22 protein-coding genes and 1 pseudogene are annotated in these 20064 nt (G+C 61.1%); 12 read left to right on the forward strand and 11 right to left on the reverse strand.

What is annotated here, in order from left to right; all coding sequences use genetic code 11:
* Positions 1–52: 52 nt before the first annotated feature.
* A pseudogene (locus GJU48_RS07100) lies at positions 53–970 on the forward strand (D-2-hydroxyacid dehydrogenase); the annotation flags it as partial.
* 125 nt (positions 971–1095) lie between these two features.
* Here GJU48_RS07100 and GJU48_RS07105 read toward each other — a convergent pair.
* Positions 1096–1680 carry a nitroreductase family protein gene (locus GJU48_RS07105; RefSeq protein ID WP_083359593.1) on the reverse strand — a complete coding sequence of 195 codons (585 nt, stop codon included), beginning with the start codon at positions 1678–1680 and terminating at the stop codon, positions 1096–1098.
* Positions 1681–1833: 153 nt separating this feature from the next.
* On the opposite strand from GJU48_RS07105, the gene GJU48_RS07110 reads away from it, so the two are divergent.
* Entirely contained in the window at positions 1834–2283 is a 450-nt protein-coding gene (locus GJU48_RS07110) for a YcgN family cysteine cluster protein (RefSeq protein ID WP_094949885.1), read from the forward strand.
* Positions 2284–2297: 14 nt separating this feature from the next.
* The gene (locus tag GJU48_RS07115) at positions 2298–3518 is read left to right on the forward strand and encodes a hypothetical protein (protein WP_094949884.1); all 1221 of its coding nucleotides are present in this window, start codon (positions 2298–2300) and stop codon (positions 3516–3518) included.
* 140 nt (positions 3519–3658) lie between these two features.
* On the opposite strand, the gene GJU48_RS07120 is transcribed toward GJU48_RS07115, so the two are convergent.
* From GJU48_RS07120 to GJU48_RS07130, 3 genes are all read right to left on the reverse strand, one after another.
* Positions 3659–4000 (reverse strand): YgaP family membrane protein, encoded by a 342-nt coding sequence (locus GJU48_RS07120; protein WP_094953866.1) that lies wholly within the window; start codon positions 3998–4000, stop codon positions 3659–3661.
* A gap of 68 nt (positions 4001–4068) precedes the next feature.
* Positions 4069–4536, reverse strand: a complete 468-nt coding sequence (locus tag GJU48_RS07125; protein ID WP_003189607.1) for an RNA methyltransferase — start codon at positions 4534–4536, stop codon at positions 4069–4071.
* A 90-nt stretch (positions 4537–4626) separates the two neighbouring features.
* On the reverse strand, positions 4627–5001 hold the full coding sequence (locus GJU48_RS07130; protein ID WP_003210675.1) for a YajD family HNH nuclease: 375 nt from the start codon (positions 4999–5001) through the stop codon (positions 4627–4629).
* A 151-nt stretch (positions 5002–5152) separates the two neighbouring features.
* Between GJU48_RS07130 and GJU48_RS07135 the strand changes: the two genes are divergently transcribed.
* The gene (locus tag GJU48_RS07135; protein WP_094953865.1) at positions 5153–6067 is read left to right on the forward strand and encodes a ParB/Srx family N-terminal domain-containing protein; all 915 of its coding nucleotides are present in this window, start codon (positions 5153–5155) and stop codon (positions 6065–6067) included.
* Between the two features lie 108 nt (positions 6068–6175).
* Here the strand turns inward: GJU48_RS07135 and GJU48_RS07140 are convergent, their stop codons facing one another.
* Complete coding sequence (locus GJU48_RS07140) at positions 6176–6862, reverse strand: spermidine synthase (RefSeq protein ID WP_058411058.1); 687 nt, start codon at positions 6860–6862, stop codon at positions 6176–6178.
* Between the two features lie 78 nt (positions 6863–6940).
* On the opposite strand from GJU48_RS07140, the gene GJU48_RS07145 reads away from it, so the two are divergent.
* Positions 6941–7225 (forward strand): hypothetical protein, encoded by a 285-nt coding sequence (locus GJU48_RS07145; RefSeq protein WP_083359588.1) that lies wholly within the window; start codon positions 6941–6943, stop codon positions 7223–7225.
* Here the strand turns inward: GJU48_RS07145 and GJU48_RS07150 are convergent.
* Positions 7222–7695 (reverse strand): cyclic nucleotide-binding domain-containing protein, encoded by a 474-nt coding sequence (locus GJU48_RS07150; protein WP_094951186.1) that lies wholly within the window; start codon positions 7693–7695, stop codon positions 7222–7224. The two genes, GJU48_RS07145 and GJU48_RS07150, sit on opposite strands and share 4 nt — an antisense overlap.
* 70 nt (positions 7696–7765) lie before the next feature.
* A complete protein-coding gene (locus GJU48_RS07155) occupies positions 7766–9820 on the reverse strand; it encodes a S9 family peptidase (RefSeq protein ID WP_094951185.1) in 2055 nt (684 codons plus the stop codon).
* 21 nt (positions 9821–9841) lie between these two features.
* Between GJU48_RS07155 and GJU48_RS07160 the strand changes: the two genes are divergently transcribed.
* The 3 genes from GJU48_RS07160 to GJU48_RS07170 are packed head-to-tail and all read left to right on the forward strand — an operon-like array spanning position 9842 to position 11739.
* Positions 9842–10378, forward strand: coding sequence for an MFS transporter (locus GJU48_RS07160; RefSeq protein WP_094951184.1), 537 nt, complete (start codon positions 9842–9844; stop codon positions 10376–10378).
* Between the two features lie 30 nt (positions 10379–10408).
* Entirely contained in the window at positions 10409–11185 is a 777-nt protein-coding gene (locus GJU48_RS07165; protein WP_094951183.1) for a class II glutamine amidotransferase, read from the forward strand.
* Positions 11186–11196: 11 nt separating this feature from the next.
* Positions 11197–11739 (forward strand): DUF2937 family protein, encoded by a 543-nt coding sequence (locus tag GJU48_RS07170; RefSeq protein WP_094951182.1) that lies wholly within the window; start codon positions 11197–11199, stop codon positions 11737–11739.
* 97 nt (positions 11740–11836) lie between these two features.
* Here GJU48_RS07170 and GJU48_RS07175 read toward each other — a convergent pair whose 3' ends face one another.
* Positions 11837–12757: a LysR family transcriptional regulator gene (locus GJU48_RS07175; protein ID WP_094951181.1), complete on the reverse strand. Its 921-nt coding sequence runs from the start codon at positions 12755–12757 to the stop codon at positions 11837–11839.
* A gap of 174 nt (positions 12758–12931) precedes the next feature.
* On the opposite strand from GJU48_RS07175, the gene GJU48_RS07180 reads away from it, so the two are divergent.
* The 3 genes from GJU48_RS07180 to GJU48_RS07190 are packed head-to-tail and all read left to right on the forward strand — an operon-like array spanning position 12932 to position 15284.
* Positions 12932–13672 (forward strand): 5-oxoprolinase subunit PxpA, encoded by a 741-nt coding sequence (locus tag GJU48_RS07180; protein ID WP_094951180.1) that lies wholly within the window; start codon positions 12932–12934, stop codon positions 13670–13672.
* Positions 13669–14373, forward strand: coding sequence for a 5-oxoprolinase subunit PxpB (gene pxpB / locus GJU48_RS07185; protein WP_094951179.1), 705 nt, complete (start codon positions 13669–13671; stop codon positions 14371–14373). The genes GJU48_RS07180 and pxpB overlap by 4 nt, the downstream gene beginning before the upstream one ends.
* Positions 14370–15284, forward strand: a complete 915-nt coding sequence (locus tag GJU48_RS07190; protein WP_094951178.1) for a 5-oxoprolinase subunit C family protein — start codon at positions 14370–14372, stop codon at positions 15282–15284. The genes pxpB and GJU48_RS07190 overlap by 4 nt, the downstream gene beginning before the upstream one ends.
* Positions 15285–15404: 120 nt before the next feature.
* Here GJU48_RS07190 and GJU48_RS07195 read toward each other — a convergent pair whose 3' ends face one another.
* The 3 genes from GJU48_RS07195 to GJU48_RS07205 all read right to left on the reverse strand — a co-directional run bounded on the left by GJU48_RS07195 (position 15405) and on the right by GJU48_RS07205 (position 18834).
* A complete protein-coding gene (locus GJU48_RS07195) occupies positions 15405–16583 on the reverse strand; it encodes a vWA domain-containing protein (RefSeq protein WP_094951177.1) in 1179 nt (392 codons plus the stop codon).
* The gene (locus GJU48_RS07200) at positions 16583–17428 is read right to left on the reverse strand and encodes an AAA family ATPase (protein WP_003189627.1); all 846 of its coding nucleotides are present in this window, start codon (positions 17426–17428) and stop codon (positions 16583–16585) included. The genes GJU48_RS07195 and GJU48_RS07200 overlap by 1 nt, the downstream gene beginning before the upstream one ends.
* 332 nt (positions 17429–17760) lie before the next feature.
* On the reverse strand, positions 17761–18834 hold the full coding sequence (locus GJU48_RS07205; RefSeq protein ID WP_094951176.1) for a DUF748 domain-containing protein: 1074 nt from the start codon (positions 18832–18834) through the stop codon (positions 17761–17763).
* A gap of 122 nt (positions 18835–18956) precedes the next feature.
* Between GJU48_RS07205 and cysK the strand changes: the two genes are divergently transcribed.
* Complete coding sequence (gene cysK / locus GJU48_RS07210; protein WP_094951175.1) at positions 18957–19931, forward strand: cysteine synthase A; 975 nt, start codon at positions 18957–18959, stop codon at positions 19929–19931.
* The last annotated feature ends 133 nt before the right edge of the window (positions 19932–20064 follow it).

The following is a 20064-nucleotide window of genomic DNA, read 5'->3' on the forward strand; positions in this document are numbered from 1 at the left end:
TGGCCGTAAGGATGCGGGCGGCCGTCTGCAGTGTTTTTGAAAGGTTTGAACCATGCGTGTTCTGATTGCTGAACAGGATTACCCGCTCTACGCTCAATTGCTCAGTGAAGCGGCACCCGACGTCGAGGTGCTGACCAGCGGCGATTCAGCCGAATTGTCGCGCCTGGCCGCCGATTGCCCGGTATGGCTGGGCCAGCCGGATCTGCTCGCCACCTTGTTGCGCCAGGGGCACCAGCCTCAGTGGCTGCAATCGACCTGGGCCGGTGTCACGCCGCTGCTCGCCGATGGCTTGCCCCGCGACTATCGCCTGACCCGCGCAGTCGGCATTTTTGGCCAGGTCATGGCTGAATTCGTCCTCACCTACATGCTCGGCCACGAGCGCGAAGTGCTCGCGCGCCTGGTCAGCCAGGTCGAGCGCAAATGGGACAACCGCATGGGCCAGAGCCTGGCGGGGCGCAAGGCGCTGATCGTCGGCACCGGCGATATCGGCCAAAGCGTTGCCGACTTTCTGCTGCCGTTTGGCGTCAAGCTTTACGGCATCGCCAGCTCCGCGCGTGAGCAGGCGCCGTTTATCGAAGTGGCCGGGCTGGATCAGCTGGGCCGCCTGGTAGGCGAGGTGGATTATGTGATCAACCTGCTGCCGAACACGGCCAACACCCATGACCTGTACGACGCGGCGCTGTTCAAGCAATTCAAGTCGACCGGGTTGTTTATCAACGTTGGGCGTGGCGTGGCCGTGGTCGATGCGGATCTGGTCGAGGCGTTGAAAGAAGGGCATTTGGCTGGCGCTGTAATCGATGTGTGCCGCCAGGAACCCCTGCCGCAACGTCATCCGTTCTGGACCGCCTGGGGTCTGTTGTTGACCGGGCACAGTTCCGCGCCGACCTCGCCGAGCATGATGGTGGAGTTGTTTGTGCAGAACCTGCGGGCTTATCAGGCCAAGGAAGCATTGCGCGGCGAAGTGGATTTCGGCGCGATGGGCGGTATTAATGTGGGAGCGGGCTTGCCCGCGATGACGGTGTACCAGCCTGCCATGCAGTGACTGGCCCACTGCTATCGCAGGCTAGCCCGCTCCCACAGGGATTTCAGTAAGGCTTACAGGCTGAAGTCACCTTCCGACACCAGCTCGCTCAGCGGCTTGCGCGGGCTTGGCGCTTCACGCCCTTGCAGGTACTCCGGCAAGCTCGACTTGTCCCCCAGCTTGCCCACAGCCACCGCCGCGTGCAGTGCATAACCGGCTGGAATCTTCAGCTCTTTGCGGGTCAGTTCCTGATCGAAACCGGCCATGCCGTGAGTATGCCAGCCGCTGAGGCTGGCTTGCAGCGCCAGGTGGCCCCAGGCCGAACCGGTGTCGAAGGTGTGCCACAGCGCCGGGGTTTCTTCGGTGGCGCCGGGGGCGGTGAAGTCGGTTTTCGAGGCGATGATCACCAGGGCCGAGGCGTGTTGCGCCCAGCCGCGGTTGAATTCATTGAGCAAACCCAGGAAACGCTCCCAGTCCGGCGTGTCACGGCGCGCGTAGAGAAAACGCCATGGCTGCGAGTTGTAAGCCGACGGCGCCCAGCGCGCGGCTTCGAAAAAGCTCAGCAGGGTGTCCTGCGGGATGCTCTCGCCGGTAAAGGCGCGGGGCGACCAGCGTTCGGTGAACTGGGTGTGGATCGGGTAATCGGCAACGCGTGTCATGGGCTGTTCCTGATCGTCAATTCGGCGCTCAAAGCTACTGCGCGGCCACTAGACTGACAAGTGTTGTTACACCGCCAGTCGTAAGCGCTTGGCCCCAGAGGCCGTGGGCACTAGACTGGCGGCCTTTTCACCTAACGATACTGATGTAGAGCCATGGCCGCCAAAGTCGAACCTTTCTGGATACGCAAAACCCTTGATCAGCTCGACCAGGAGGAATGGGAGTCGTTGTGCGACGGCTGTGGCCTGTGCTGCCTGCAAAAGCTTGAGGATGAAGACGACAACAGCGTCTATTACACGCGCATCGCCTGCAAACTGCTGGACCTGAAAACCTGCCAGTGCACCGACTACCCCAACCGCCGCGCCTCGGTGCCCGACTGTATTCAGCTCACCCCGGGCCAGGCCGACCAGTTCAAGTGGCTGCCACCGACCTGCGGCTACCGCCTGGTCAGCGAGCGCAAGGACCTGCCACTGTGGCACCACTTGGTCTGTGGCGACCGCGATGCCGTGCACCACGAACGCATTTCCCAGTCCGGCCGTATGCTCGCCGAAGGCAGCGTGCCTGAAGATGACTGGGAGGATTACCTGATCTTTCGCGCGGGCTGAAAAAAGGAGTGTGTATGACGGTGGTAACCAAGCTGGCGGCCTCTTTCGTGTTGCTGGCGCTGAGCCTGCCTGCGTGGTGCGCGAAGAAAGTCGACCTGGACTACCACGTCAAACTGCTGCCCCAGAGTGATCAGGCCGAGGTGCGTGTGAGCCTGTCCCAAGGCTCGGCGGTGCGCAGCCTGGACTTCGACCTGGGCCGCGATGGCGACTACAGCGACTTCAAGGCCGATGGCCAATGGAAAGTCACCGGTCACCGTGGGCTGTGGCAGCCCAGCGCCGACAAGGCCAGCCTGACCTACCGAGTGCGCCTCACCCACGCGCGCAAGCCAGGCCTGTATGAAGCGCGGATGACGCCGAGCTGGGCGCTGTTTCGGGGGGAAGACCTGGTGCCGGCTGCACGGCTCGACCAGCAGGACGGCATTGAGCTGGTGTCGCGCCTGATGTTCGAGCTGCCGTCAGGCTGGAAAAGCGTCGAAACCGCCTGGCCGCGTATCGGCAAGAACAAATTCCGTATCGACAATGTTTCCCGCTTGCTCGACCGGCCCACCGGCTGGATGCTCGCCGGCACCCTCGGCAGCCGCCGCGTGCGCCTGGGCGAAACCGAAGTCACCGTGGCTTCGCCCAAGGGCCAGGCCATGCGTCGCATGGATGTGCTGACATTGCTGACGTTCGTTTGGCCGCAGGTTGAGGCGGCGTTCCCGCGTCACCCGGCCAAGCTGCTGGTGGTGGGCGCCAGCGACCCAGTGCGCCGTGGCGTGTTCTCGGCGCGCGACTCGATCTACCTCAACAGCCGCACGCCGTTGGTCAGCGAAAATGGCAGCAGTGCATTGATCCGTGAGGTGGTGCAAGCCATCGGCCGTTTCAACGACCACGACACCAGTGATTGGATCAGCGAAGGGCTTGGCGAGTACTACGCCATTGAACTGCTACGCCGCGCGGGCGGGATCACCGATGAGCGCTACGCGGCGATCCAGGCGCGGTTGGCTAAGGAAGGCGCGCAGGTTAGCACTCTGCGTGGCGAACACATCAGTGGTGCGACGGTGGCGCGGGCGGTTGTGGTGTTGCAGGAGCTGGACCGCGAGATCCGTGTGAAGACCCACAACAAGCGCTCGCTGGATGACCTCGCGCAGGCGGTGATGCGGGCGAACAGCATCACCACGGCGGAGTTTGTGCAATTGGCCGAAAGCGTGATCGGCGAGTCGTCGGTGGTGTTGGATACCAAGCTGCTGCGCTGATTTCCATCCATGCGCAAATTAATGGCATCACCGCGGTGTAACTGATACACCTCGGTGCCTGCATCGCGGGCAAGCCCGGCTCCCACACAAGCCCTCCCACATTTGGATCTCCAATATTTTGGAGAGTGGGTTCAGCCTGATTATTTGGTGGCTTTCTCGGCCGCCACTTCGGCCTTGGTCTTCAGGTTTTTCAGCTCTTCCCCAGCGCGCTCGATCTTCGTGCGCACGCTGTTCATTTCCTGGCGGCCCTGTTCCAGCTTGTCTTTGAGCGAACTGTGCCCGGTGACCCCGCGCACCAGCGCCACACCGCCAATCGCCACCTGGATCAGCCCGAAGATCCCGCCACGGCGCAGGCCTTTGCCGACCATCATCACGCCGCCGGCCACCGAGCCGATGCGCTCCCAGCCGTGCACGTTTTGGCTGGGTTGGGTTTCAAATGGCGCGTGTTCGATGATAGGTCGCAGGTTTTTGCTGTCGCTCATGGTCTGTCTCCAACAAGGGCAAGTGATAAGTAGCTGACTGTTTACGGGCGCCGGATGTTCCCGAAAAATCAGTACTTGGGGCCCGAGCGGGTGTTATTGCCCTTGGCCAGGCGGTCGTAGAGCACCACGTTGACGGTGGCAGCGAGGTTCATGCAGCCGGTGGTCGGGATGTACACCACGTCTTCGCACCAGTCGCGGATCTCTTTGTCCAGCGAGCCGTCTTCGGGGCCGAAGATATACAGCGCGCGGTCGGGGTGGGTGTATTCGGGCAACGGGCGGGCGCCTTCGACCAACTCCACGGCGACGGGGATGCAGCCTAACGGCAGAATCTTTTTCAGGTCATCGATGCCGATCAGCGGAATGTCGTGGTGGACCTTCTTGGTGTCGGTGATGAAGTCCCGGGCGCGCTCGTAACGCACGCCGGTGTAGAACACCGAGGCCACGCCGTAGCAGCCGGCGGCACGCATCACCGAACCGACGTTTTCGGGGGATTTGGGGTTGTACAAACCGATGCAGCTGTAGCGTTTATTGCCCACGGGGAAGGGTGCCTTGGAGAAAAACGGCGATTATACGGCCTTGGCGTGATGGAGTGCTTGGGCCACGCTGGCGACAGGCAAAGAAGAACCTCAGTCGTCCTTCTTCATCAACCCCGCCAACGCCGCAAACGGGTTGTGCGTGGCCTTGGCAATCGTCGGGCTGCTGGTGGAGCCTTCGCCGAAGTACTGCTGGTCGGTGTAGCGCGAGTGTTCGTTGTCGTGGCAGTACAGGCACAGCAACTCCCAGTTGGAACCGTCCTGGGGGTTGTCATCATGATTGTGGTTGCGATGGTGTACGGTCAGCTCGCTCAGGCGCTTGCCGGCGAATTCACGGGCGCAGCGGCCGCACACGTGCGGGTACATCTTCAAGGCTTTGTCGCGGTAGCCCATTTCCCGGTCGCGCTGGGCATCGGCGAGGATGCGGTCCAGCTTGGCAGTGTGGGAGGGCGGGTTGGTCGAGCTCATCATGGCTCCTGGCTATTTGGTGGGTCACGGATAACGTTGATTCTAGCCGCTCGCGAGGTAAATGACTGCTGGCTTTTTCAGCAGCAGTACCGCCTGGCGATGGCAATCGTTTGTAGTATCGGCTCACTTCATTCACAAGGATCTGAAACCTATGCGTTTATACACAGGGACCGTTGCGCTGCTGTTCAGCCTGCTGGCGGCTCACGCCCAGGCGTTCTCGACGCCAAAACCCGGCCAAGTGATCGAGGTGTCCCTCGAACAACTGCACCCCACCCAGGCCGTAGTGGGCTTCGACCAGATTTATTACAGCTTGGGCTTGTTTGCCGACAAGAAGTCCAAGGTGTTCGATGAATACTGCGAAACCAATGGCCAGGGCGCCGCCGACAACGTGCCGAAAAAGGCCGACCTGCAGCAACCCGCCAGCTTCACCTGCAAGGACCCGGTGGGCACTCACCCGCAGGACATGAAAACCGTGGTGGTCGGCCCCGGTGGCCAGTTGTACCTGACCGACGGCCACCACAGCTTCACCACCCTGTGGGAAGTGCCCGGTGGCGGCCCGCAGCTGAAAATGTGGGTAAAGGTCACCGACGACTTCAGCAACAGCCCCAACGTGGCCGCCTTCTGGCAGCGCATGGAGGCCGCGCGCAAGGTCTGGCTCAAAGACAATCAAGGCCAAACCCTGCCGGCGCAGCAACTGCCGGCGCACCTGGGCTTCAAGAACCTGCAGGACGACACGTTCCGGAGCCTGGTGTACTTCACTCGCAAAGCCGCCTACGGCAAGCCGGAGGATGGCGCGATTGCACCGGAGTTTCTGGAGTTTTACTGGGGCAACTGGCTGCGCACACAGATCGACCTGAGTGCCTTCAACCTGAACAAGAAGGATGGCTACAAGACCGCGGTCGAAGCCGTCGCCCAGCGCATGGTCAGCCTGACGCCGGGCTCGCGGGTCGGCGACAGCGGCTTCACCGCGCATCAATTGGGCGGCTTCACCACACTTAATCGCAGCGAGTTGGAGAATACGCTCGAAAAGAAAGTGCCGTACGTTATCGACAGAAGAGGTCAGTAATTAGCCTGGGGCGTATGGCGGATACAAACGGATATGTACCCAGCACCCCCGCGACAACCAAAGAATTCAACCCATAAAAAGATGTGTAGATACCTAGGCCCGGGAGGCCTAGCCCTTGAGCTTCTCGGCAATCCAGATGGTGTGGCGGGTGCCCTTGTTGCCGTGGGCAAACACCTGCACTTCTTCGGCCTTGAAGCCTGCCTTGCGCAATTTGTCGCTGAACAGCTTGTCGGCGCTGGCCGACCACACCGCCAGCACGCCCTTGGGCCGCAGGGCTTTGGCACAAGCGGCCAAGCCACCGGCGGAGTACAGCCAGCTGTTGGCTTTTTGCGTGAGGCCTTCGGGGCCGTTGTCGACGTCGAGCATGATCGCGTCAAAGCCCTGGGGCTCGGCCTGCAGCACCTTGGCCACGTCTTCCATACGGATCACGGTGCGCGGGTCGAGCAGCGGGCGGCCGGACTTTTCCCCCAGCGGCCCACGGTTCCACTCCACCACGCCGGGCACCAGTTCGGCGACCACCACTTCGGCGGTCTTGCCCAAATGCTTGAGCGCCGAGGCCAGGGTAAAGCCCATGCCCAAACCGCCGATCAGCACTCGCGAACCCGGGCGCCCGGCGACTTTTCGGCAGGGAATCTCCGCCAGCGCGTCTTCGGAGCCGTGCATGCGCGTGTTCATCAACTGGCCGCCGTCACCGCCCTGGATCTTGATGACAAAATCCTCGCCGTACTCGAACAGGCACAAGGCACCGCCGTTATCGGGGATCGGGGTGGTGTCCAGCAGAACGAAACGTTTCATGGAAATCTCATTGGGAAGGGCATTCTTGCGCGGTTGGGAGTAGCCTTACGACATTCCGGTCAGGCCATGGAGCCATCGATGAAGTGCAGCATTCTAACGGTCATTGTGCTTGGCGCGCTCACATTGGGTGCGGCGCAGGCTCAGGAGTTGCAAACCGTGCCGGTCGCACCCGCGCCAACCCCAGGTGCGCCGGGTACGCCAACACCGACGTTGTACCCGCAAGTCACCCCGCCTGTGGCGCCCAAGGCCACCGCCAACGGCTCACCAGCATTGGTGCCGATCGTGTTGCCCACGCCGCCCAAAGACCAGAGCGTGCCCGGCCTGCTGCAAAATGACAGCAAGCCGAAGACGCCCGGCGGTTAAAACTGTTGCGAGAGTAGTTGCCCGTCGGCCATGCGCAGGCGCTTGGACAAGGCTATCGCAATCGCACGGATGATCTTGGCCGCAACCCTGGGCGCTTCGTTGAGCATTTTTTCCAGGGAATCCTTGCCCAGGTTCAACAGCACGCTGTCACTTGCCGCGATACAACTGGCCGAACGCCGCTCGCCATCGAGCACCGCCATTTCGCCAAAGGCCCTGCCACTGCGCAGGGTGGCGATGGTCAGGCGCTGGCCTTCGTGATTGGTTTTCTGCACGGCCACCTGGCCGCTGTGGAGGATGCACATGAACGTGCCGGCATCGCCCTCAAGGAAAATCACCTCATCGCGGGCAATGCTGCTGATATTGAAGTAGCCGGCGGCGACGTGAAAGTCTTCCGGCATCAAGGCGTCGAACAGGCCGCAGTCCATGAGCATGTCGCGGATTTCATTGTTCATTAATGTCGGTAATGGCATAGCTGCAATCTTGGTCCATCAATCAAGTAGGCGGTCTGTGTGTTCAGACAGGGCCGCCACACTAAGTTCCTTAAACCAGCCCTAGCGCCTTGAACACAAATGCATATTCGAGCGCTACGTCACGTAATCCCTGGTAACGACCGCTCATCCCGCCGTGGCCAGCGCCCAATTCGGTCTTGAGCAACAGCAGGTTGTCGTCCGTCTTGGTGTCACGCAGCTTGGCCACCCACTTGGCCGCTTCCCAGTACTGCACACGGCTGTCGTTGTAACCGGCGATCACCAACGTGGCGGGGTAGGCCTGGGCGCTGACATTCTCATACGGCGCGTAGGCCTTGATGCGTTCATACACTTCAGGCTCTTCAGGGTTGCCCCACTCGTCGTACTCGGTGATGGTCAGCGGCAGCTCGGGGTCGAGCATGGTGTTGAGTACATCGACGAACGGCACTTCGGCAATCGCCGCTTGGAACAAGTCCGGGCGTTGATTGAGCACCGCGCCGATCAACAGGCCGCCGGCACTGCCGCCGCTGATGGCCAGTTGTTTTGAGGTGGTCAGGCCCTCGGCGATCAAGTGCTCGGCGCAGGCGATGAAGTCGCTGAAGGTGTTCTGTTTGTGTTCCTGCTTGCCGTTGCGGTACCAGGCTTCACCCAGTTCGCCGCCGCCGCGTACATGCGCGATGGCAAACGCCACGCCGCGGTCCAGCAGGCTTAGGCGTGCATGCGAGAACCACGGGTCGATGCTTTGGCCGTAAGCGCCGTAGCCATACAGGTACAGAGGCACAGGCTTGCCGAACTGGTCGCGCTTGACCACCAAGCTGATCGGCACCTGGGTGCCATCGGCAGACGTGGCCCACAGCCGCTGGCTGACGTAATCGTCGGCATTGAACACACCGAGTACCGGGGTTTCCTTAAGCACCACTTGCGCGCCGCTCGCCAATTCAAGCTGGCGCACCTGCGCCGGACGGTTCAGGGCTTCATAGCGCAGGCGGATCTTGTCGCTGGCAAATTCCAGACTGTTTTGTACGTAAAGGCTGTAGGCGGCGTCGGGTAATTCCACGCGATAGGCCGGCAAGCCTTGGGGATGCACTTCGATCATCGGCAGGCCGCCGATGCGCAGGCTCAACGTCATGGCACTGGCGTTCAGGCTGACGCCGTCGAGCATCACCTCATCGCTGTGGGGGATCAGGTTCTGCCACTCATCCTCGGTCGGCACGTCGCCAATGTCGGTAGCCACAAACAGTGCGTAGTTGATGCCATCACGGTTGCTACGGATGAACCAAGTCCACGCGCCATTCAGTTGGCCGTGGTCGACATCGTATTCATGGTCCTCGACCCGCGGTGCCAGGCAGGTGAAGTCCAGGTGTGGCAGGTCGGCGTCCAGCGCCCAAATTTCGCTGGTGGTCTTGCTGCCCAGGGCCAGCAGCAACTGGCGTTCGGAGCTGGAACGGTAGCAATGCAAGAAGAAACGCCCGTCGGGCTCATGGAACACTTCCTGCGCCGCCGTGCCGTCCAGGCGGTAGCGGTAGAGCTTGTGCGGGCGATGGGTGTCGTCCAGCTCGCCGAAAAACAGGGTCAGGCTGTCATTGGCCCAGGTCATGCTGCCGTCGCAGTCCTGGAACTCCAGTTCGCTGACCTTGCCGTTGGCCAATTCCTTCACGTACAGGGTGTAAATCTCTTCACCGCTGGTGTCGAGGCTGTAGGCCAGGCGCTGGTGGTCGGGGCTGATGCTGAACGTGCCCAGGGAGAAAAAGCCGCCATTGGCCAGCACGTTGGGGTCGAGCAGCAGTTCTTCGCTGCTGTCGTCCACCACGTTGCTGTCATCTGCCGGGCGGCGGCAGCGGTAATGACGGGCGTATTCATCACCGGCGGTGGTGCGGGTGTAATACAGGTACGGTCCCCACGGCGAGGGCAGCAACAGGTCGGTTTCGAGCATGCGGCCCTTGATCTCTTCGAACAGGCTTTCGCGCAGTGCCTGCTGGTCGGCGAGCTGGGCTTCCTGCCAGGCGTTTTCGGCGTTGAGGTAATCAAGCACTTCAGGCGTGTCACGCGCTTGCAGCCAGGCGTACGGGTCCTGGCCTTCGGCCTTGCGGGCAATCGGGGCGGCAGTGATGTGGGTCGGTGAAGGCATGGATCACTCTCTGTCTGGCGGATGGTGGCAGGCATTGCAGCCGCGACACGCAAAAGCCGTTATCATAGCCGCCTGTTTGCCTACCTTGCCATGGACACCATGACCGAGAACGACTATCTGACCGCTTGGGGCCTCTACGCCTTCGCCGCTTTGGGCTGCCTGTTGGTGTGGTGGCGCATGACCCGCTGGATCTGGCGCTGGCTGCGCGAGCCGCTGCAGTTGCTGATGGCGGTACTGCTGCTCAGCCCGACCATTGTCGACCCGGTCAAGACCCAGTTTGCGCCGGCCGTGGCGATTACCGCCCTGGACCTGGTGCTGCATGTCGGCAATAACGCCTGGCGGGCCATTTCCGATCTGTTCATGTACACGATGATCGCGCTGGGCGTGTACATCGTGTTTGTGTTGATCCGCTGGCCCATCGAACGCGCCGCCAACGCCCGCCGCGAGCGCAAGGCGGCTACCGACGCAGCCTTGGCTGCCGAGCCCGTGGACGAAGACGACGAGCCGTTCCGGCGCCCGGCGCCTGCCAGCAGTATGCGGGTCGAACCGCGCCTTTAACGTTGTCTGCCCTGCAGCGAGAGCCCTGGCATGTGTGAATTATTGGGCATGAGTGCCAACGTCCCCACCGACATCGTGTTCAGCTTTACCGGGCTGATGCAGCGGGGCGGGCGTACCGGCCCCCACCGCGACGGCTGGGGCATCGCCTTCTACGAAGGCCGTGGCTTGCGCCTGTTCCAGGACCCGGCTGCCAGCTGCGAGTCGGAAGTCGCGCTGCTGGTGCAGCGTTACCCCATCAAAAGCGAAGTGGTGATTGGCCATATCCGCCAGGCCAATGTGGGCAAGGTGAGCCTGGCCAACACCCACCCGTTCGTGCGCGAACTGTGGGGCCGCAACTGGTGTTTTGCGCACAACGGCCAACTGGCGGACTTCAACCCGCGCGCCACGTTTTATCGGCCAGTGGGCGATACCGATAGCGAAGCGGCGTTCTGTGACCTGCTCAACCGGGTGCGCGAAGCTTTCCCGGAGCCGGTGGAGATCGAACAAGTGCTGCCTGACTTGATCGCCGCCTGCGCCGAATACCGCAGCAAAGGTGTATTCAACTGCCTGCTCAGCGACGGCGATTGGCTGTTTTGCTACTGCTCGACCAAACTGGCACAGATTACCCGGCGCGCACCGTTTGGCCCGGCACGCTTGAAGGATGTCGACGTGATCGTCGATTTTCAGGCCGAAACCACGCCAAATGACGTGGTCACGGTGATCGCCACCGAGCCGTTGACCGACAATGAAAACTGGACCCGCTACGAACCGGGCCAATGGAGCCTGTGGCGACGCGGTGAATGCGTCAGCCAGGGCATTACCGAGTAAGGATATCGACCATGCTGCTCAGTTATTTGCGGTTGGTGCTGTTTGCCATTGGCTTGTTGGTCGGTGTGCAGGTGCCGGGTTTCATCAACGATTACGCCAAGCGCGTCGAGGCCCACCTGATCGAGGCCCAGACCGGCCTCAGCGGGTTTGAAACCACGGCACGCCAGTTTTTCAATGGTGACTTGAAGGCGTTGGTGGCGCATTACCGCGCCAGTGATGACCCGGTGTTCCAGAGCGACGCCAACAGCCTGGGCGCCATGCTTGATCGCCAGGTGGCATTGGATAAGCAATTTCAGGCCATGCAAGGCCCGTGGTACATCCGCGTGCTGCAAGTGGCGGTGGCGGCGGACCCGGATATTCGCCAGGAAACCTGGAACGGCTATAGCTACCAGATCCTGCTGACGCCGGAGGCCATGGGCTGGGGCTTGGGCGGGGCGATGCTGTTGTCGTTCGGCATTGAATGCCTGTTCCGGTTGATCGACTGGGTGGTGTTGGGCGGCAAGCGCCTGCGCCAGAGCCGGCCGATTGAAGAACGAGACCTCAAAGGTCTCTAAAAACCAACTCGGTCAATGTGGGAGCAGGCAAGCCAGCTCCCACAGTTAATTAACCAACTCGGTCAATGTGGGAGCAGGCAAGCCAGCTCCCACAGTTTTAATCCGGTTTGGCCAGTAGCATGTGCTCTTCGCCGACTTCCTCGGCATACCTGGCCACCACCTTCTGGCACAGCCCGACAATCTCCTCCACCAGCTCCACGCCCACCCGCCACGACACCACCACCTGTAAATTCGGCAGTTTCTGCGCCATCGGCAGCATCACCAATTCCCCGCGTGCCAATTCTTCGCTGACCAGCACCGGTGGCAGCGCGCCAATACCGAAGCCATCACGCAGCAGGCGGGTAATCGCCGACACTGAATTCACACAGTTCATGCGCGGCGCGGCCACGCCGTTGGCTTGCATCAGGCTCAGCACGTCCTGGTGCGGGTGGGAGTTTTTCGAGTAGGTGATGATGCGCTCCTGGGCCAGTTCGGCGAGGGAGGCGTAGTCGCGGTTGTAGAGGGAGTGGCTGGCGACGATCCAGGCCAACGGGTGGCTGGCCAGTTCCAGGCTGCGCACGGTTTCCAGGCGCAGCAGGTCGGTTTGCAGAATTAAATCGAGAAAGCCTTTTTGCAGCTGATCGCTGAGGTTCAGCGCGGTATCGGCGACTAATTCGATCTCCACCCGCGGGAAATGGTCCATCAATTCGGCCACCAATGGGCTGAGCCAGGTGTGAATCACGGTGTCCATCGCGCCGATGCGAATCCGCCCGACCTTGCTGCTGGTGGTTTCCAGGGACTGCTTCAAACCCTGCATGGTCACCATCATCTGCTCGGCGTAATCGAGCACCTTCAAGCCTTCCGGGGTCAGGCTCACGCCGCGCGAATCGCGCAGAAACAGCTTCACGCCCAACTCGCTTTCGAGCACGGCAATGCGGCTGGAGATCGAGGCCTGGGTGGTGAACAGCTTCTCGGCGGTCAGGCGAAAGCTCTTGAGTTTGGCCACCCAGACGAAGGTTTCGAGGAACTTCAAATTCATGGGATCAACTTTTCTTATGCATGGATCGGTTTTTATTAGTTGGACGCCGCACCGTGCCAGCGCCAAAAATCGAGCTATTCCACGATAAGCGTCGTTGGGTGTCAGGACAAGTTGCGAGTTCTGCGTAAAAAATCCCACACTACAAAAAATACAAAACCGACAGGAGCACTGACCGTGAGCCGCTTGCTATTGAATTGCGACATCGGCGAAAGCTTTGGCAACTGGACCATGGGGCTGGACGCCGAGGTCATGCCGTTTATTGATTGCGCCAACGTGGCCTGCGGCTTCCATGCCGGCGACCCGAGCATCATGCGCAAGACCGTCAGCCTGGCGCTCAAGCACGGCGTGCAAGTGGGTGCGCACCCGGCGTACCAGGACCTGCAAGGCTTCGGCCGCCGCTCCATGGCCTACACGCCGCAGGAAATCCAGGACCTGTTGCACTACCAGATCGGCGCCCTCGACGGTATTTGCCGCGCGCAAGGCGCGCGGGTCAGCTACGTCAAACCCCATGGCGCGATGTACAACGACATGATGGCCAACCCCACGCAATTGCGCGCAGTGATCCAGGCCGTAGCCGCTTATGGCGACCTGCCGCTGATGCTGCTGGCTACCCGCGACAACAGCGCGGCCCAGGCCCTGGGCGATGAATACGGCGTGACCCTGTGGTTCGAAGCCTTCGCCGACCGTGCCTACGACCACAAAGGGCACCTGGTCTCGCGCCAGTTGCCCGGCGCCGTCCACCATGACGCTGAAACCATCGTGCAGCAGGCCCTGACCCTTTCCCGTGGCGAAGCCTTGACCGCCAGCGACGGCAGCGCCTTGGTTTTGCAAGCCAACACCCTGTGTGTGCATGGCGATAACGCCAGTTCGGTTGCCGCTGTGAAGCGCATCCGCGAGGCGTTGAAGCCAGCATGAAGCCACGCATTGAAGTGGTAGCGATCGACTGCCTGATGGTGCGTCTGTTTGATGCAATTGCCGAAGCCAACATGCCGTGGATGCTCGCCGCCACTCAACGGCTGCGCGAGGGTTTCGGCGCGGCGTTGGTGGATCTGGTGCCGTCCTACACCACGCTGATGGTGCATTACGATCTCAGCGCCTTGAGCCCGGCCCAGGCACGGGAGTTGATCGACCTGGCGCTGACCGACCTACAACCCCAGGCCCAGGGCAGCGGCCAGTGTCACGTGTTGCCGGTGTGGTACGACCTGAGTGTCGGCCCGGAACTGACCTTGCTCAGCCAGCGCAGTGGCCTTACGGTAGACGAAGTGATCCGTCGCCACAGCGCCCACGAATACCAAGTGTTCGCCCTCGGCTTCGCGCCCGGTTTTGCCTTTATGGGGCTGGTGGATGAAAGCCTCGCCACGCCACGCCTGAATACCCCGCGCAAACGCGTGGCGGCTGGCAGCGTCGGCATCGCCGAACGGCAAACCGCAGCGTACCCGGTGGTTTCCCCGGGCGGCTGGAACTTGATCGGCCGCACCCCGGCGAAACTGTTCGACCGCGAGCGCGACGGCTACAGCCTGATGCAACCCGGCGACACTGTGCGTTTTGAGGCGGTTGGCCACGCCGAATTTATCCACCTGGGTGGCGATGACACGCCGTTGGAGGCGCAGGCATGAGCCGCTTGTTAATCGAGGCCAGCACGCCGCTGTGCCTGTTGCAGGACGCCGGTCGCTTTGGCGTGCGCCACCTGGGCGTGACCCAGGGCGGCGCGCTGGACTGGGTGTCGATGTCGTGGGCCAACTGGCTGCTGGGCAATGCGCTGGATGCGCCGGTGGTGGAAATTACCTTGGGCGGGTTCACCCTGCAGGCTGAGGATTATTGCCTGCTGGCATTGGCCGGGGCGGATTTGGGCGCGTACATCGACGAGCGCGCGATCAGCCCGGGGCGCAGTTTTATCCTGCAAAAGGGCCAGCGCCTGCGCTTCACCCAGCCGTTCAGTGGCGCGCGGGCTTACCTGGCGGCGCCGGGTGGGTTTGATGCGCCGGATGTGCTCGGCAGTTGCGCCACGGTGGTTCGTGAAGAATTGGGCGGGGTGGACGGTTTCGGCAAGGCGTTGGCCGAAGGCGGGCGCTTGGCCTATTCCGGCACGGGCGGTGCGATGAAGGTATTGAGTGTGCCTGGTTTGCCCGCCAAGGCGCCGCTGGAGGTGATTGTCGGCGCGCAGATCGGGCAGTTCAGCGGGCAGAGTTTGTTCGATGCGTTCAACACCGAATGGGCTCTGGACAGCCGTGCGGATCGCATGGGCATGCGTTTGTTGGGCACGCCGTTGCAGTATCAGGGGCCGTCGTTGATCTCTGAGGGCATTCCGCTGGGGGCGATCCAGGTGCCGCCGGATGGGCAGCCGATTGTGTTGCTCAATGATCGGCAGACGATTGGTGGCTATCCGCGGTTAGGCGCGTTGACGCTATTGGCGCTGGCGCGGCTGGCGCAGTGTTTGCCGGGGGAGAAGGTCAAGCTGGCGCCAGTGGTGCAGGAGACGGCGCATCGGCAGCACATCGACTTTTTGCAGCGCTTTTTGAATCGATAAAAGCATCGCAGGCAAGCCAGCTCCCACAGGGGAATGTATTCCAAGGTGAAATGCACTCACCTGTGGGAGCTGGCTTGTCGGGTCGCCGCATCGCTGCGATAGCGTCGGTAGCTTCACCGCCTATTTGGAGAGAAAGCGCATCCCTTCTTCCAAGCCCCGAAGGGTCAGCGGATACATCTGATCTTCCACCAACTCCCGCACAATTCCCGTCGACGCCGTATACCCCCAAGTGTCCTTCGGGTACGGGTTAATCCAGATCAGCTTCTTGTACTTGGCCATGAAGCGCTGCATCCACACATACCCAGGCTCTTCATTCCAGTGCTCGACGCTGCCGCCGGCCTGGGTGATTTCATACGGCGCCATCGACGCATCGCCGATAAAGATCACTTTGTAATCGGCGCCGTACTTGTGCAGCAAATCCTGGGTAGAGGTGCGCTCCGAGGTGCGGCGCCCGTTGTTCTTCCACACCGACTCGTACACGAAGTTGTGGAAGTAGAAGTACTCCAGGTGCTTGAACTCGGTCTTGCACGCGGAGAACAGCTCTTCGCAGATCTTCACATGCGCATCCATCGAGCCGCCGATGTCGAACAGCAACAGCAGCTTGATGGTGTTACGCCGCTCCGGACGCATCTGGATATTCAGCAGCCCGGCATCGCGGGCGGTGTGGTCGATGGTGCCGTCGATGTCGAGCTCTTCGGCCGCACCCTGGCGCGCGAATTTGCGCAGGCGGCGCAGGGCGATTTTGATGTTGCGCGTGCCCAGTTCCACCTGATCGTCGAGGTTCTTGTACTCGCGCTGGTCCCAGACTTTCACCGCCTTGCCCTGGCGCTTGCCAGCGTCACCCACGCGAATGCCTTCCGGGTTGTAGCCGCCGGAGCCGAATGGGCTGGTGCCGCCGGTGCCGATCCATTTGTTACCGCCGGCGTGACGTTCTTTCTGTTCTTCCAGGCGTTTTTTGAATTCTTCGATCAACTTGTCCAGGCCGCCGAGGGACTGGATTTGCGCGCGCTCTTCATCGCTCAGTGAGCGCTCGAACTCCTTGCGCAGCCAGTCTTCGGGGATCAGCGCCTGCAAGTGGTCGTCGAGCTTTTCCAGGCCGTTGAAATAGGCGCCGAACGCACGGTCGAACTTGTCGAAATGCCGCTCGTCCTTGACCAGGATCGCCCGGGCCAAGTAGTAAAACTCGTCCATGTCGGCGAAGACCACCCGCTGTTTCAGCGCGTTGATCAGGTCGAGCAGCTCGCGCACCGACACCGGCACCTTGGCGGCGCGCATTTCATTGAACAGGTTGAGCAACATTATCGATTACCGCGACGGCTCATGAATGCCAGACGTTCCAGCAATTGCACGTCTTGCTCGTTCTTCACCAGCGCACCGGCCAGCGGTGGGATGGCCTTGGTCGGGTCGCGTTCGCGCAGTACGGCTTCGCCAATGTTGTCGGCCATCAGCAACTTGAGCCAGTCGACCAGTTCGGAAGTGGAGGGCTTTTTCTTCAGGCCGGGCACTTTGCGTACGTCGAAGAACACGTCCAGCGCTTCGCTGACCAGGTCTTTCTTGATGTCGGGGTAGTGCACGTCGACGATCTTTTGCAGGGTAGTGCGGTCGGGGAAAGCGATGTAGTGGAAGAAGCAGCGGCGCAGGAACGCGTCCGGCAGCTCTTTTTCGTTGTTGGAGGTAATGATGATGATCGGGCGTTTCTTGGCCTTGATAGTCTCGTCGATTTCGTAGACGTAGAACTCCATCTTGTCGAGTTCTTGCAGCAAGTCGTTAGGGAACTCGATGTCGGCCTTGTCGATTTCATCGATCAGCAGAATCACCCGTTCCTCGGACTCGAAGGCTTCCCAGAGCTTGCCCTTTTTCAGGTAGTTGCGCACGTCGTGCACCTTGTCCACGCCCAACTGCGAGTCGCGCAGACGGCTGACCGCGTCGTACTCGTAGAGGCCCTGATGCGCCTTGGTGGTCGACTTGATGTGCCAGGTGATCAGCCTGGCGCCGAAGGATTCGGCCAGTTGCTCAGCAAGCATGGTCTTGCCGGTGCCGGGCTCGCCCTTGACCAGCAACGGCCGCTCCAGGGTGATGGCGGCGTTGACGGCCAGTTTCAGGTCATCGGTAGCCACATAGGCCTGGGTGCCTTCGAACTTCATCGGTCATTCCTCGAATTCATCAATGCCCCGACTATACCGCGCGGCCCCGGCGACTGTGAACGCAGACGGGTTATTCAGTCTCTGAATGGCCGGTCACATCACAGTCCACATGTGGGAGCGGGCTTGTGTGGGAGCTGGCTTGCCTGCGATAGCATCAACTCGGTGTAACAGATAACCCGAGTTGCCTGCATCGCGGGCAAGCCAGCTCCCACATTCTAGATCGGCGGCGTTGGGAGCTGGCTTGCCTGCGATAGCATCAACTCGGTGTAACAGATAACCCGAGTTGCCTGCATCGCGGGCAAGCCAGCTCCCACACAAGCCCGCTCCCACATTTAATTAGCGCTAGGTTTGGGCTGTTCATAGCGTGCATTGAACGCCTGGATGAATCCATTGCGCAAAATCGCCAAAAACGCTGAGAACGCGCTGACATTTTGCTGGTGCACGCTGCCGCTGAGTTCGACGCGGGTGGCAAACTGGTTTTTGTTCTGGTTCTTTAAGACGGTCTCGCTGGCGCCAACCACGGCCTCCCAGATCGAGCGGAAGATGTTTTTGTCTTTGTTTTCGACATCCTGTTTCCAGTCGAACACCTCTACATCGCGCAGCAGCGGCTTGATATAGCCGCTCAGTTGGCCTTTTTCGGCCTGGGCTTCGATCACCACATCGCCGGTGCCGGCCTTGAAGTCGAATTTGCCGTACGCCGAGGCGAAGTCATTCATGCGCTTGAGTTGCAAGTCCTTGGCGCGAAAGCGAAATTCGAAGTCTTCAAAGTTGCTCAGCGGGTCAAAGGTGGCATTGGCTTCCAGCGGCGCCTGGCCTTGCAGCAGGGCTTTGCCTTCGAAGCTGGCGTCGCGCTTGCCTTTGATGTCGACCACATTGGTCAAGTTGTAAAAGCTGGCGTTGACCGAGGTGGCGTTGATATTCACCGGCGGCTTGGAGTTGAAGTTGTGGAAGGCGATCTTGGCGTCTTCGATGCGCACTTCGTTCAGGGTAATCGGCAACAGCTTGCCCAGCTGTTCGCGCCAGTCGGTGCCTTTACCGGTCTGGGACGCCTGTTGGTTGCCACCGTCGACGAAGTTCAGCTCCGGCTTGATGAACTGCACCTCGGCAACCACGGCATGGTCGTACCACAGCGAATGCCAGCTCACAGACAAGTCGATCACCGGCGCTTTCACGAACGGAACCGGCACTTTGCCGTCGACTTTAACGATCTGCAGGCCATTGATCTTGTACGCGCCGCGCCACAACGCCACGTCCACGTCAGTGACTTGGCCACGGTAATCGCCCATGTCGGCGAGTTTGTCGTTGAGGTAGTTGCGCACCAGGTAGGGCAGGGCGAGGTCCAGGGCGATCAGCACTACCACCAGTACGGCGACGATCCATAGCAGCCCACTGTAACGACGTTTCATATCAGGTTCTCCAACGTTATAGGCGATGGACCGCGCGCACGGGCGCAACGTTCCTCTGACTGGACGCCTCCCACCCTGAGGCATACCCTTGGGGCCTTCCTGAAATTGCTTTAAGGACCGTCATGAGCCGTATCTTTGCAGACAACGCGCACTCCATCGGTAACACGCCCCTGGTTCAGATCAACCGCATCGCACCGCGTGGCGTGACCATCCTGGCCAAGATCGAGGGGCGTAACCCGGGTTATTCGGTGAAGTGCCGCATTGGCGCAAACATGATCTGGGACGCTGAAAGCACCGGTAAGCTCAAGCCGGGCATGACCATCGTAGAACCGACCTCCGGCAACACCGGTATCGGCCTGGCGTTTGTCGCGGCGGCCCGTGGCTACAAGCTGCTGCTGACCATGCCGGCGTCCATGAGCATCGAGCGGCGTAAAGTGCTCAAGGCCCTTGGCGCCGAGCTGGTGTTGACTGAGCCGGCCAAGGGCATGCCAGGCGCCATCGCAAAAGCCGCTGAGATCGTCGCCAGCGACCCGGCCACCTACTTTATGCCGGGCCAGTTCGAAAACCCGGCCAACCCGGCGATCCACGAGAAAACCACCGGCCCGGAGATCTGGAACGACACCGATGGCGCTGTGGACGTGCTGGTCGCCGGCGTAGGCACCGGTGGCACCATTACCGGCGTGTCGCGCTATATCAAGAACATTGCGGGCAAGCCGATTTTGTCAGTGGCGGTGGAGCCGCTCGTCTCGCCGGTGATCACTCAGGCGCTGGCCGGTGAGGAGATCAAGCCAAGCGCCCACAAGATCCAAGGCATCGGCGCCGGGTTTGTGCCGAAGAACCTCGATTTGTCGATGGTTGACCGCGTGGAACTGGTGACCGATGAGGAATCCAAGGCCATGGCCCTGCGTTTGATGCAGGAAGAAGGGATTCTGTGTGGTATCTCCTGCGGCGCCGCCATGGCCGTGGCGGTACGTTTGGCCGAGAAACCGGACATGCAGGGCAAGACCATCGTGGTGATCCTGCCGGACTCCGGTGAGCGCTACCTGTCGAGCATGCTGTTCAGTGATTTGTTTACCGAGCAGGAAAACCAGGCTTGATAGCTTCCGTGAAGTGAGCGGGCTTGTTGTGGCAAGCCCGCTCGCCACGACAGCCCGGCTAGCCACAACAAACCTGCAAGCCGCCGACAGCCCGGCTAGCCACAACAAACCTGCAAGCCACAAGGGCCCTAGG

Source organism: Pseudomonas sp. IB20, assembly GCF_009707325.1.
Taxonomy (GTDB): Bacteria; Pseudomonadota; Gammaproteobacteria; order Pseudomonadales; family Pseudomonadaceae; genus Aquipseudomonas.

Coding starts and splice junctions, on each gene's coding strand:
- cysK (WP_094951175.1), top strand. CDS start 18,957: ATGAGCCGTATCTTTGCAGACAACGCGCACTCCATCGGTAACACGCCC.
- GJU48_RS07165 (WP_094951183.1), top strand. CDS start 10,409: ATGTGTGAATTATTGGGCATGAGTGCCAACGTCCCCACCGACATCGTG.
- GJU48_RS07115 (WP_094949884.1), top strand. CDS start 2,298: ATGACGGTGGTAACCAAGCTGGCGGCCTCTTTCGTGTTGCTGGCGCTG.
- GJU48_RS07155 (WP_094951185.1), bottom strand. CDS start 9,820: ATGCCTTCACCGACCCACATCACTGCCGCCCCGATTGCCCGCAAGGCC.
- GJU48_RS07195 (WP_094951177.1), bottom strand. CDS start 16,583: ATGTTGCTCAACCTGTTCAATGAAATGCGCGCCGCCAAGGTGCCGGTG.
- GJU48_RS07200 (WP_003189627.1), bottom strand. CDS start 17,428: ATGAAGTTCGAAGGCACCCAGGCCTATGTGGCTACCGATGACCTGAAA.
- GJU48_RS07190 (WP_094951178.1), top strand. CDS start 14,370: ATGAGCCGCTTGTTAATCGAGGCCAGCACGCCGCTGTGCCTGTTGCAG.
- GJU48_RS07175 (WP_094951181.1), bottom strand. CDS start 12,757: ATGAATTTGAAGTTCCTCGAAACCTTCGTCTGGGTGGCCAAACTCAAG.
- GJU48_RS07135 (WP_094953865.1), top strand. CDS start 5,153: ATGCGTTTATACACAGGGACCGTTGCGCTGCTGTTCAGCCTGCTGGCG.
- GJU48_RS07140 (WP_058411058.1), bottom strand. CDS start 6,862: ATGAAACGTTTCGTTCTGCTGGACACCACCCCGATCCCCGATAACGGC.
- GJU48_RS07130 (WP_003210675.1), bottom strand. CDS start 5,001: ATGAGCTCGACCAACCCGCCCTCCCACACTGCCAAGCTGGACCGCATC.
- GJU48_RS07105 (WP_083359593.1), bottom strand. CDS start 1,680: ATGACACGCGTTGCCGATTACCCGATCCACACCCAGTTCACCGAACGC.
- GJU48_RS07205 (WP_094951176.1), bottom strand. CDS start 18,834: ATGAAACGTCGTTACAGTGGGCTGCTATGGATCGTCGCCGTACTGGTG.
- GJU48_RS07120 (WP_094953866.1), bottom strand. CDS start 4,000: ATGAGCGACAGCAAAAACCTGCGACCTATCATCGAACACGCGCCATTT.
- GJU48_RS07170 (WP_094951182.1), top strand. CDS start 11,197: ATGCTGCTCAGTTATTTGCGGTTGGTGCTGTTTGCCATTGGCTTGTTG.
- GJU48_RS07145 (WP_083359588.1), top strand. CDS start 6,941: ATGAAGTGCAGCATTCTAACGGTCATTGTGCTTGGCGCGCTCACATTG.
- GJU48_RS07150 (WP_094951186.1), bottom strand. CDS start 7,695: ATGCCATTACCGACATTAATGAACAATGAAATCCGCGACATGCTCATG.
- pxpB (WP_094951179.1), top strand. CDS start 13,669: ATGAAGCCACGCATTGAAGTGGTAGCGATCGACTGCCTGATGGTGCGT.
- GJU48_RS07160 (WP_094951184.1), top strand. CDS start 9,842: ATGGTGGCAGGCATTGCAGCCGCGACACGCAAAAGCCGTTATCATAGC.
- GJU48_RS07110 (WP_094949885.1), top strand. CDS start 1,834: ATGGCCGCCAAAGTCGAACCTTTCTGGATACGCAAAACCCTTGATCAG.